Source organism: Flavobacterium sp. N1719, from assembly GCF_025947045.1.
GTDB classification, from domain to species: Bacteria; Bacteroidota; Bacteroidia; order Flavobacteriales; family Flavobacteriaceae; genus Flavobacterium; species Flavobacterium stagni.
The window spans coordinates 151455-164271 of the sequence record NZ_CP109993.1 but is presented as its reverse complement, the minus strand read 5'-3'; the positions used below and the strand labels follow the sequence as shown (position 1 = coordinate 164271).

At 41.0% G+C, this 12817-nt stretch carries 11 protein-coding genes; 10 read left to right on the top strand and 1 reads right to left on the bottom strand.

Annotation, left to right across the window (positions count from 1 at the left end):
* Positions 1-82: 82 nt before the first annotated feature.
* From alaS to OLM45_RS00510, 8 genes are all read left to right on the top strand, one after another.
* Positions 83-2719, top strand: a complete 2637-nt coding sequence (alaS, locus tag OLM45_RS00545; protein ID WP_264511061.1) for an alanine--tRNA ligase — start codon at positions 83-85, stop codon at positions 2717-2719.
* A 63-nt stretch (positions 2720-2782) separates the two neighbouring features.
* Positions 2783-3727, top strand: a complete 945-nt coding sequence (locus OLM45_RS00540) for a GSCFA domain-containing protein (protein WP_264511060.1) — start codon at positions 2783-2785, stop codon at positions 3725-3727.
* An 81-nt stretch (positions 3728-3808) separates the two neighbouring features.
* Entirely contained in the window at positions 3809-4180 is a 372-nt protein-coding gene (locus tag OLM45_RS00535; RefSeq protein ID WP_264511058.1) for a hypothetical protein, read from the top strand.
* Positions 4181-4204: 24 nt separating this feature from the next.
* Entirely contained in the window at positions 4205-6007 is a 1803-nt protein-coding gene (locus OLM45_RS00530; RefSeq protein ID WP_264511056.1) for a PQQ-like beta-propeller repeat protein, read from the top strand.
* Between the two features lie 65 nt (positions 6008-6072).
* Positions 6073-7479 (top strand): hypothetical protein, encoded by a 1407-nt coding sequence (locus tag OLM45_RS00525; protein ID WP_264511054.1) that lies wholly within the window; start codon positions 6073-6075, stop codon positions 7477-7479.
* Positions 7480-7547: 68 nt separating this feature from the next.
* Positions 7548-7811, top strand: a complete 264-nt coding sequence (locus OLM45_RS00520; protein ID WP_264511052.1) for a hypothetical protein — start codon at positions 7548-7550, stop codon at positions 7809-7811.
* A 168-nt stretch (positions 7812-7979) separates the two neighbouring features.
* Entirely contained in the window at positions 7980-9932 is a 1953-nt protein-coding gene (locus OLM45_RS00515) for a sensor histidine kinase (RefSeq protein WP_264511050.1), read from the top strand.
* Positions 9933-9935: 3 nt separating this feature from the next.
* A complete protein-coding gene (locus OLM45_RS00510) occupies positions 9936-10583 on the top strand; it encodes a response regulator (RefSeq protein ID WP_264511048.1) in 648 nt (215 codons plus the stop codon).
* A gap of 34 nt (positions 10584-10617) precedes the next feature.
* Here OLM45_RS00510 and OLM45_RS00505 read toward each other — a convergent pair whose 3' ends face one another.
* A complete protein-coding gene (locus tag OLM45_RS00505; RefSeq protein WP_264511047.1) occupies positions 10618-10929 on the bottom strand; it encodes a rhodanese-like domain-containing protein in 312 nt (103 codons plus the stop codon).
* Between the two features lie 91 nt (positions 10930-11020).
* Between OLM45_RS00505 and OLM45_RS00500 the strand changes: the two genes are divergently transcribed.
* Together OLM45_RS00500 and paaE are read left to right on the top strand one after the other, a co-directional pair.
* The gene (locus OLM45_RS00500) at positions 11021-11605 is read left to right on the top strand and encodes a TetR/AcrR family transcriptional regulator (protein WP_264511045.1); all 585 of its coding nucleotides are present in this window, start codon (positions 11021-11023) and stop codon (positions 11603-11605) included.
* A gap of 89 nt (positions 11606-11694) precedes the next feature.
* Entirely contained in the window at positions 11695-12768 is a 1074-nt protein-coding gene (gene paaE, locus OLM45_RS00495; RefSeq protein ID WP_264511043.1) for a 1,2-phenylacetyl-CoA epoxidase subunit PaaE, read from the top strand.
* Positions 12769-12817 lie beyond the last annotated feature (49 nt).

Genomic DNA, 12817 nt, shown 5'->3' with positions numbered 1-12817 from the left:
TCCAACAAGGGCGGTATCAGGGCTAACAAACAAGCGTAGTGCACCAAAAAACGTTTAAAAAACCAACTTTATACCACATTCCATGAAATCTCAGGACATTCGTAAAGCGTATCTCCAATTTTTTGAAAGCAAAAATCACTTGATCGTACCCTCAGCACCCATCGTGTTGAAAGACGATCCCACCTTGATGTTCAACAACTCAGGGATGGCGCAATTCAAAGAATTTTTCCTCGGTAACGGAACGCCCAAAAGTCCGCGAATCGCCGACACCCAAAAATGTCTTCGCGTTTCGGGGAAACACAACGACCTCGAGGATGTAGGATTTGATACCTACCACCATACCATGTTTGAAATGCTCGGGAACTGGTCGTTTGGCGATTATTTCAAAAAAGAAGCCTTGGCTTGGGCTTGGGAATTCTTAACTGAAGTATTAAAGTTGGATAAAGATCGTTTGTACGTTTCTGTATTCGAAGGAAACCCTGCAGAGAATGTGCCTTTTGACCAAGAAGCTTTCGATATTTGGAAGCAATATGTGTCTGAAGACCGCATCATTCTCGGTAATAAAAAAGATAATTTTTGGGAAATGGGCGATCAAGGACCGTGCGGACCCTGTTCTGAAATCCATATCGATTTACGTACGGACGCCGAACGCGCAGCGGTTTCAGGACGTAGTTTGGTGAACGCCGACCATCCACAAGTCGTAGAGATTTGGAACAACGTATTCATGGAATTCAACCGCAAAGCCGACGGGTCATTGGAAAAATTACCTGCTCAACACGTTGATACCGGAATGGGCTTCGAGCGTTTGTGTATGGCTATGCAAGGTGTCACTTCCAACTATGATACCGATGTGTTTACCCCATTAATCCAAAAAGTGGAAAACATCACCGGATTGAAGTATACGAACAACGAAATTAAATCGATTTCTGAAGAACAAAATAAAATCAATATTGCCATTCGGGTAATAGTGGATCACGTGCGCGCTGTAGCTTTTGCCATTGCCGACGGTCAGTTGCCGTCCAATACCGGAGCGGGTTATGTGATTCGTCGCATTTTGCGTCGTGCGATTCGTTATGGCTTTACCTTTTTAAACCAAAAAGAAGCGTTCATCCATCAATTGGTGGCGGTTTTAGCCGATCAAATGGGCGAATTCTTCCCCGAAATCCGTTCACAACAACATTTGGTGACCAATGTTATCAAAGAAGAAGAAGCTTCGTTTTTACGAACGCTCGAACAAGGATTACAATTATTGGATAAAGTGGTTGCCGAAACGGCTGGTAAAGAAGTGAAAGGCGAAAAAGTTTTTGAATTGTATGACACCTTTGGTTTCCCAAAAGACTTAACGGCTTTAATCTTAAAAGAAAAAGGCTATTCATTCAACGAAGCCGAATTTGATTCGGAATTGGCCAAACAAAAAGCGCGTTCACGTGCCGCCTCTGAAGTAACTACCGACGACTGGAAAATATTCGTAGAAGGCAATGTAGAATCGTTTGTCGGTTATGATAAAACAGAAAATGAAGTAAAAATCACCCGCATTCGTAAAGTGGATTCCAAAAAAGACGGTGTTTTATACCAAATCGTTTTGGATGCGACGCCATTCTATCCGGAAGGTGGGGGACAAGTGGGCGACAAAGGAACACTTGTTTCCGCTAACGAAGTCATCGAAATCATCGATACCAAAAAAGAGAACAACCTTATTTTACATTTCGCCAAAAAATTACCGGAAAATGTAAATGCCGCTTTTGTGGCTAAAGTCAATACCGAATTGCGTACCGCGACCTCTAAAAATCATTCCGCGACGCACTTAATGCACTTGGCGTTGCGTACGGTTTTGGGAACCCATGTAGAACAAAAAGGGTCGTTGGTGAATCCGAACTATTTGCGTTTCGACTTTTCACATTTTGCCAAAGTCACCGATGCGGAGCTTCGACAAGTAGAAGACTTTGTTAATGCGCGTATTGCCGAACAATTGGCGTTGGTGGAATACCGTAACTTGCCGATTCAAGAAGCGATGGCTAAAGGGGCTATGGCGCTTTTTGGTGAAAAATATGGCGATACCGTTCGCATGATCGAGTTTGGTGAAAGCCGTGAGTTGTGTGGTGGAATCCATGTGAAAAACACGGCTGATATTTGGCATTTTAAAATTGTTTCTGAAGGTGCTGTAGCTGCGGGAATTCGTCGTATTGAAGCGATAACAGGAACAGCTGTAGCCGATTTCTTTGCTCAACAAGAAGCGGCGCTGACTCAAATCAAAGAAACGTTGAAAAACCCACAAGACACTTTGAAAGCGGTAGTGAGTTTGCAGGATGAAAACGCCAAATTGAAAAAGCAAATCGAGCAATTATTAAAAGATAAAGCCAAAAACTTGAAAGGTGAATTGGCGAGTCAATTACAATCGTTAAATGGCGTTCGTTTCTTAGCCACACAAGTGGATTTGGATGCCAACGGTGCCAAAGATTTGGCCTATGAAATGGGTCAAAATCAAACCGATTTGTTCCTGGTATTTGCCACAGTAACGGATGACAAACCGATGTTAACCTGCTACATTTCCAAAGAATTGGTGGATGGCAAAGGATTCAATGCCGGTCAGGTGGTTCGCGAATTAGGCAAATACATCCAAGGCGGTGGAGGCGGTCAGCCGTTCTTTGCCACAGCAGGAGGGAAGCATGCTGCTGGAATTCCAGAAGCCTTAGAAAAAGCGATAGCTTTTGTACAATAAATACAGCCTCCCTTCGGGGAGGTTTTTTTATGCCTGAATTCGTATTTTTGGAAAAAATAAATCATGCAGTTACACACAGTTGTTCCGGTTCAAAACTTTTCATCATCTCTAAATTATCAATCGAAGATAATGAGTATGGGTTCGTGTTTTGCCGAACATATAAGTGAAAAACTGGCGTTTCATGGCTTTTCTACATTAACCAATCCGTTTGGAATAATTTTTAACGCCGTTTCCATCCAGCGATTGGTGGAACGTTCAATAAATAGGGAATGGTTTTCTGCAGAAGATGTGTTTTTAAACAACGAACTCTGGCAATCCTATGAAGTGCATTCTGCTTTGAGTACTACCGATTCCGAAGCCTATTTGGCCCAGCTCAATGCCCATTTAAAAGTCACTCGTGAGTTTTTAGAAAATACCACCCATTGTATCCTTACTTTAGGAACTTCTTGGGTGTATACCCATCAAGGCAAAATAGTAGCCAATTGCCATAAAGTTCCCAATTCCCAATTCGAGAAAAAACTTTTAAGTGCTGAAGAAAATCAGAAGGCACTCCAAAAAATAAGGGATTGCATCCAACAAATTAATCCCAACATTCAATTCATTTTTACGGTTTCTCCCGTACGTCACATCAAAGATGGTTATTTAGAAAATCATTTGAGCAAAGGAAATTTATTACAAGCCATTTACAATTTACAACAAAACCCGAACAGTTATTATTTCCCCGCCTTTGAAATTGTCATGGATGAGTTGCGGGATTACCGTTTTTTTGCCGCGGATATGATTCATCCCAATTCCATGGCTATCGATTACATCTGGGAGCGATTCACAGCAAAAGCGATTGATAACGCTTGTGAACCAATCATGAAAGAAGTGGCCGATATAAAACGGGCGCTTCACCACCGCCCACAACATCAAAACACCCTAGCTTGGGCGCAATTTCAAAACCAATTGGAACAAAAGATTGCCCACTTCAAACAGCGCTTTCCAGAGATTCTTCTTGAACAGTAAATGTTAAAATACGATTTTTTACGTATTTCCATACGTAATTGAACGGACTAAGTTTGCCTTGTAACCAACACAAAACAAGGTATGCGAATTGTCAAGATTATTATCGGACTTACTTTTTTACTCCTCATTACACCTGCCCTTCAGGCGCAAAAACCCATACTTACCGACGAAGAACAAGTTGCCGAAATGGTGACCAAAGAAGTCGATGAGGTGTTCCATGATGAGGATTTTACCAAAAAGAAAAATAAAAAATTCCCAAACGCCAAAGGCACCATGGTAGTCGATATCAGCGTCATTCAAAATGGGAAAGTGTCCACCTTCTTCAAAGTGGAAAGTGATATTACTGACATGGATTTTATCAGTTTCATGTCGAAATATATTTTGGATCACAAATTCAAATTCAAACTGCAAAAACAGCAGCGGTATAAAATCCGCTACACGATAACCTTTTAAAAATCAACCTCTAATCAAACAACAATGAAAAAACTAGCACTCAGTGTGTTTGCCCTGTTAGCAATGGGAAGCACAAACAGTCATGCCCAGTTAGGAAAGCTTTTTGGTAAAAGTTCCGCGGGTAAAAAATCAGGTAGTTTTGCTACCGTATGGGAATCAGAATTTGAAAATAGAGCCACACGCTTGGCTGTAAACAACGGTGATGGATCTTATATTTTGGGAACCGATGACAACTCAGCCACGGTTTTGGATGCTTCGGGTAAAGTAATCTGGAGTGGTGATTACAAGAAAATTACCACCAACAAAACCAACAACAGCGAATACCAATATGTCATTTGGAAAGAAAAAGGCGGTTATTTGTTTTTGTTTGACGAACGAAAATTAGGTACCGACCGCGTAGCTGTCATCGATGTCGCCACCGGAAAAGAGCTTTGGAATTCCGAAGAATACCAAAACTTAATGCCTAAAGGAACCAAGTCGGAAGACGGTGCTGATCAGGGCGAACTCGAAACCGTGAAATACATCACGGAATTGGATGCATTTCTCATCTCTCAACGCAATTCCGTCATTTTAGTCAAAGCCAAAACCGGTGAAAAAATATGGGAAACCAACCGTTACAAAGGGGGAGTTGGAAAATACATTTATGATCCCAAACGCAACGAAATTATCATGGTAAACTTTAAACCTACCGCTTTGGGTGCTTTGTTTGCGGGGTTTAAAAATCAAATGGTGAAAATCAATGCCGCCAACGGGGAGATTCTATGGGATGCCACTTTTTTTGGAACGGTAGAAAAGGAATTAGTAACTCGACGTGCCATTTTAGATTTATGGATCAAAGGCGATAAAGTATTCATGTATTTGAACGGATTGCAGGTGTACGATATCAATACGGGTCAAAAATTATGGGAAGCGGTGTATGAAAACGATATGGATGGTGGAAAAGGTTTATTTTCCAATTCGGCCAATAAAAAATACTACCGAACTATCGCTGACCCCGTATTTACAGATGATGCCGTTTATATTGTGATGTTGGGAACTCGGGATCGCACCAAGTATGTGGAAAAACACGACTTGAATTCGGGGAAACTGTTGTGGGCTTCAGAGAAAATCACAGGTGCGTTTAGCATGCCTAGTTTATACAAAACGGGTAACCGTGTATTATTGCAAATAGGTGGAAAAGTACAAGTACAAGAATTGCGCTGGGAAACCCAAAGTAGCGCGATGGGCGGTAGTTACAAGCAATTAGTTCCCTACATTTATTGGGATTATAAAGCCCAGAAAAATGGCGTATTGTGTATTGATGACGCCAACGGACAAACGGCTTGGCGTTCTGAGCGCTTTGACAAACGCATCACCGATATCATTGTTGATCAAGACGGAAAAACGGCTTTTGTGGGCGATGGCGACGAGTTTTATGGCTACGACATTACTTCTGGAACACAATTATTCGATGTAAAACATAATGATGCCAAAGTAGGTCGCGCCTCGGATGTGATTGATTTTGGTGAAAATGTAGTCGTGTTATCCGAGAAAGGTTTGGCTTCTTACCGCAAAAAAGACGGGTCTCGCGTGTATGCCACTGAGAAAATCCGCGGGGTAGATTTCTTCTACGATATTAGTGGGAATTATTACTTAAGAGACCAACGCAACAGTAAAAATATCATCTACGGTATCAATATGGAAAACGGCGATACCAAAGGTTCGGTTCAATCCAAAGGAAAAGGCGGTAGTCCGCAATACGGAACCGGAATTGATATCACTGAAGATGGAGAATTCATCTTTGCCTTTAAAGGAAGAAAAGTAGAAAAAATCAAAGTGAATAATTAGAGGTTATATTGCTTTGTTCGGGGCTGTAATCATTGCATTACAGCCCTTTTTTTAAATGTAATTCGATGAGAAAAATAGGAATTTTGCTTGTGATGTTGGGGTGCCAACTTCAAGCACAAAATATACAGTTTGCTTCAAAATTGATCAAATATTCGAGTGATTTAGGGGGTAAGCAATTTGGGATAAAACGCATTTTAGGTAAACCCGATGTTTTTCCTCAAGGCGGATTTAGTGCCAATGCCTGGATGCCCAAAAATGCCTTGGACGGAAGAGAGATCGTTAGTGTAGGTTTTGAAAAAGCACAAACCGTGAAGCAAATTGCGATTTTTGAAAACCTAAATGCAGGTTGCGTGGTAGCCGTTTCCGTGTCTACAGATGGGGAGAAATTTCAAACTGTCTGGAGTCGGAGACCCGATTACAAAACCACAGTATACCGACGCACGTTAGGAAGCGATCGTTCGTATTATTTTGGTAGAAAACGAAGAAAAATCGGTGAGGTACCAGAAATCATCAATCCCGGAGTTGAACGCGTGTTATTGGAGCATCCGTCTGAAAATGTAATCGCCGTAAAAATCGAATTTAATTTTGCGCTTTTGCCCGGCGCTAAACAGATTGATGCCATCGGAATTTCGGATAGTGAACAACCCATTGAAGCGCAAATCAATAGTATTCCATCTTCCGCCCAACTTCCAAATCCAGTAGTAACTGGTACAAATAGTAGCATTCCCTGTGTGCAAAATGGGAATTATATGTATTTGACACAATATGAAAATAATCAGGAAGTTATTTATGGCTATCCGCTCAACCAAGGTACCCTGGGCACTCCTCAAAAAAGTGCCGTTTTCAATGGCGATTACTCTTTTAATTATATCGAATATGCTTCCGATACATTTCTGTTAAAAGGCGGATTGCCGTATACTAATGGTACCCAAGAGACCGGTTATGAGTTGTTTAAAAAACAAGACGGACAATGGGTATCAGAAGGGCCAATAAAAATAGCCGCTTACAGTAACTTTGATACGTTTTCAGACGCGACCATGACCCCTGATGCCCAAGTTTTAATCCTTTCCATTGAATCCGATTTTACACAAGGGGGCACTGATTTGTATTGGACCAAACGAAAATCCGACGGGACGTACGGGTTGTTGCAATCCTTAGGGAAAATAATCAATTCTGCAGCGGATGAATCGGCACCCCAACTGTTATCCGACCAAAAAACCTTGTTGTTCGCTTCCAACGGATTCAGTGGTTATGGGAGTCATGATTTGTATGTGTCTTACCGCTTGGATGATACCTGGAAAAATTGGAGCGAACCCCAAAATTTAGGTCCAGTAATTAATACTCTTGATTATGAAGTGCAGCCGTTTTATGATGAAACGAATGAGCGGTTGTGGTATACCACTTCTTCCGAAGAAGGCGTGCTTTTAAAATCGGTTGCTGTTCCAAAAACATTACTAATGACCACAAAATAAATACGCATTTTGTCGTATGGTTTAGCGTTTGGAAAAAGTCAAAATTTGTACGATATAACGCTTTCTTCATGACTTATGTATTGTCTTTAGTGGTAGTGATACTCTTGGTCGTTGTACTTCGACTCTTCTATGCCATTCGGCGTTTGAAAGGAAAACATGTACAACAACTGGCGTATTTTCAACAAGCTTTAGCGCTTTTAAAACAACAACAAATTAATTTGCAACAACGGTCTCAAGTCAATGCGGTTTACTCCGTCGATTTTAAACCCATCAGTGATGAAATTGTCACTTTGCAAAAAATGTTGTTTGAACAAATAGCTCGTGAAGGATAAAGTATAGAAACAAACGCTGAAAGGGACTTGATCGATGCATTCCAATCAAGTTCCTTTTTTTGTGTTAAAAAAAAGGGTCTTCATTCACCCATTTAAATGTTAAAATTGTAAATTTGAGTAAGGTCTTTCCGATAAAAAGGAGTCGACTTTACAAAAACCCTAACCAACATGATTCACCAATGTACTTCCAACGGCAGTAGACGTTACTTGCTATGGCTGTTCTTATTTTTCGGAATGGTTGTGCAAGCGCAAGACGTCAATGCGCTAATCGATAAATTGAAAACGGAATTACAATCCCATCCCGATGCGAAACGCACCGCGGTTATTTTTTCGGACTTGACTTGGTATTATTCCAATGTTTCCAGTGATTCTGCACTCGTTTATGGTGGAAAAGCCTTGCGAGAAGCGCAAAAATTAGGCGATTCGACCTTGATTGCCCAAGTCTATAGCGATGTGGGAGCCGTTCATTTTCGTAAAGGCGATTACCAACAATCAAAAGAAAACTACCTCAAATGTTTGAAAATTCGAAAAGCGCGAAAAGATACCAAAGGGATCGCCAAAGTGCAAAACAATTTAGGTAATATCTACGAGCGGACGTTTGATTATAAAAAATCGATGGAGTCTTTCTTAGAGGCATTGGCCTATTTTGAATCCATTAACGATCAAAAAAATACCCTCACCATCAAAGGAAATATCGGTTTGGTGCTTTTGAAATTAAAAGATTATCCCAAGGCTAAAAAATACATTCAAGAGGAAATTGACTTTGAAACCACAAACAATCTCAATGACGGACTCTGTGTTTCCTGCACCAATATGGGCAATGTATTGTTGAAAATGAAAGATACAACGGGTGCGCTTCACTATTATGAAAAAGCGTTGAAAGCGTGTCAATCGGTTGGGAATAACAAAGGAATTTCTTCGGCTTTGAGTAATATTGGAAGTGTCAAAGCCGATCAAAAAAAGTCGCAAGAAGCCTTGGCCTTGTATCAAAAATCATTAGAGGTTCGCCAACGCTTGAACTCGGATTTGGACGAAGCGGTATCCCAACTTAAAGTCGCCAAAGAAGAAGTTGCCCAAGGACAATTTAAAGAAGCAAAGTTTATTCTGAAATCAGTTGAACCTCTTTTTGAAAAACAGCATTTTAAAGATCACGCCTTGCAAACGTATCAATTGCTAGTAGCCGTATATGCGCATGAAAATTTAGGCGATAGTGTGATATATTATACCGAAAAATATACGGATGCCAAAGACCAAGCGCTGGAGGAATTTACCCTAAAAGCGACCAACGAATTAGAAACAAAATACCAAACCGAGAAAAAAGAAAAAGAGCTTTTACAGCAAGAAATCAAGAACCGTAAGAAAACGACTTGGTTAATTATTTTATCCCTGATCACCTTGTTTGTGGGGTTAATTGGGTATTTGATTTACCGTCAGCAGCGACTTAAAAACAGCCAACAAAAACAAGAATTTGAGTTGCAAGCTGCCATTGCTCAAATTGAAAGTCAGAATCAATTGCACGAACAACGGTTGGCCATCTCTAGGGATTTGCATGATAATATTGGAGCACAGCTTACTTTTATTATATCTACGGTTGAAAATTTGAAGTTTGGTTTTCCCAATGTTGAAGCCAAACTCAGTGCCCAACTCACCAAAATAAGCGACTTCAGTAAAACGACCATTCAAGAATTACGCGATACCATTTGGGCAATGAACAACGATAATTTCACCATGGAAGAATTGCGTTCCCGTTTGATGAATTTCTTGGAAAAGGCGCAAATGGCGCAAGATCAAGTGAATTTGCAATTTGTTATTTCTGCGGAATTAGATGCTTTTCATCTCACGTCGCTGGAAGGAATCAATTTGTATCGTTCCATTCAAGAAGCGGTGAATAATGCACTCAAATATGCCAAAGCCCAATCCATACAAGTATCGGCGCAACAGCATGAGAATGAAATTCTAGTTCAGATTACGGATGACGGCATTGGTTTTTTAGAAGCTACTGTTGTCAATGGAAACGGCTTGTACAATATGAAAAAAAGGATGGAGGAAATCGGAGGAACATGCACTATTGCGTCCAATGAAGGAACAGGAACTCAAGTAACTTTCACTTTAAAACGTTAGAAAATGATTCGTGTAGCCATAGTCGATGATAATATATTTTTGCAAAAAGCCATACTCGATAAATTGTCTTTTTTCGAAGATATTGAAGTGAAATTTCGGGCGTTTGATGGAACGGAATTGTTGGAGAAATTAGAGAAAAATCACCATCTCGATCTCATTTTAATGGATATTGAAATGCCTAAAATGAACGGCATCGAAGCCACAGAAGCGGTGAAAAATAAATACCCCCAACTCAAAATTATAATGTTAACCGTTTTTGATAATGATGAAAATATTTTCAAATCCATCAAAGCAGGTGCCGATGGGTATTTTTTGAAAGAAGTCAATCCCCAAGAATTGTACAACGGTATCGTAGAAACCCTCAATGGCGGTGCGGCAATGACGCCTTCTATAGCCTTGAAAACACTTAAATTGTTGCGCGAACCGGTCTCTTTTGATGAATCGGTTCATCGGGAAGAAATTACCTTGACTTCTCGAGAAATTGAAGTGCTCGAGCAATTAAGCAAAGGTTTAAAATACAACGCCATTGCTGAGAATCTCTTTCTTTCCGCAGGAACCATTCGTAAACATGTGGAAAATATCTACACCAAGTTGCAAGTCCACAACAAACTCGAAGCTATTCAGAAAGCCAAGTCGAATAAGCTGATATAAAAAAAGTCCCGATTTTACTCGGGACTTTTTCATACTAAGCCAATTCTCGATTCAAACCTTCCCAGCCACCGCCGTTCATGACTTCAATACCTTGTGCTTTTAAGATTGAAGCGGCTTGTGCACTGCGCATACCACTGCGGCAACACACAATGACGGGTTGGTTTAGTTTTTTAAGTTCAGCAACTTTACCGCTGATAATTTGCAACGGAATGTTTTTCGACCCTTTGATATGACCCGAAGCAAATTCTTCATAGGTGCGCACGTCAATGACCACGGCGCCTTTTGCCATAAATTCTTTCACACTTTCAGATTTTCCACCAAATCCTAACATATTCAATAGTCCCATACTGTTCTTTTTTTTGACAAAGGTAAAACGTCAATTGTATGTGTAGCGTAACTCAAGTTACCAAACGCAAAATTGTGTACATTTGACTCCCATGAAACCCACCGATCGCAAAACGGAAATTATCAACGTCGCGGCCCGACTCTTTAAAGAGAAAGGATACAGCGCCGTAACTGTGCGCGATATCGCCCAAGCCATGAACATCAAGGCGGCGAGTTTGTACAACCACATTGCATCCAAACAAGAAATTCTCGTACTCATCGTGATCACCATCGCCGAAGAATTTACAACCGTAATGGAAGAAGTACAGCAAAGTGAAGCTTCTGCAATTGCCAAAATCGAACGGATTATCCAATTGCATATCGATATCACCCTGCGCAATCCCGATGCACTTGCTTGTTTGAATAACGATTGGATGCATTTGGAGCAAGAAGCCGATTTGAAATATTTCTTAAAAATGCGCACCGAATACGAGGAAAATTTCCGACAAATTGTGAAAGTGGGTGTCCAAAACGGCGAAATCCAACACCGTAATCCCGAAGTGATTATCTTCTCCATTTTGTCCACTTTGCGCACGCTCTACATTTGGTACAACAAAACCAAAAGCCTCAGCGAAACCACCCTGCGCAACGATATGCGCAACGTGCTCCTCGACGGGATCACCGTAAACGCACGTTAAAAATTTACAACGATTTCGTAACCCATTAAAAAAATCACTAAATTTGTATCGTAAACTAACAATTGTTAGTTAAATTAGATTCGCAAATTATGGTTCAGTTTTACAAGGTAAAAGTTGCTGCTATTTACAAGGAAACCAAAGATTGTTCGGTGGTGACCTTGGATATTCCTGCCGAAATCCAACCGGCTTTCCAATTCAAACAAGGGCAACACCTCACGTTCAAAACCCAATTGAACGGCCAAGAAGTGCGTCGTTCCTATTCACTTTGTTCGGCACCACACGAACAAAAATGGCAAGTGGCGGTCAAACAAATTCCCGGCGGGTTGTTTTCCACTTATGTTAACGAACAGTTGCAAGCGGGGGACGAAATCGAAGTGATGGCACCCGATGGAAAGTTTTATGTGGAAACGCAAAAAGAAGCGGCTAAAAATTATATCGCTTTTGCAGCGGGTAGCGGAATAACCCCCATGTTGTCCATCATCAAAACGCATTTGGCCAACGAACCCTTAAGCACTTTTAAACTGTTTTACCTGAATCGTAGCGTAAAATCCATTATCTTTAAAGAAGAAATTGAACAATTGAAAAACACCTATTTCAACCGTTTTGAGATTTTCCATTTCTTGACCAAAGAACACCGCCATGCCGAGCTGTTCAACGGTCGTTTTACCCAAGAAAAAATACAAACGCTTACTAAGCGAATCATCGATATTCCCAACACGCATGACTGTTTCTTGTGTGGACCTGAGGAAATGATTCACTTGTTGCGTGACGAACTCACGGCCGCCGGATTGCCCAAAGAATACATTCATTTCGAATTGTTCAATACCGGGATTTCCGATGCCGATAAAGAACGCATCAGCAAAATCGTTGAGAAAAAAGTCGAAGGAACCGAAGTCACCATCATCGATGGCGGTAAAGAATTCCACTTTGTGATGGGCGATGATTTTGATAACATCCTCGATGGCGCGATTGCCGCGGGAGCCGACTTGCCCTATGCCTGCAAAGGAGGCGTGTGCAGTACTTGCCGTTGCATCGTCAAAGAGGGATCGGTCGAAATGAAATTGAACTACTCGCTGGAAGAAGACGAATTGGCCAAAAACTATACGTTGAGTTGTCAGGCTGTTCCAACTTCCAAGAAAGTGGTAGTGGACTTTGGGGTGTAATGAATTAAGGAGCAGCCGTTTCGCTTTTTTAGGAACGTAGCTTCCCGCT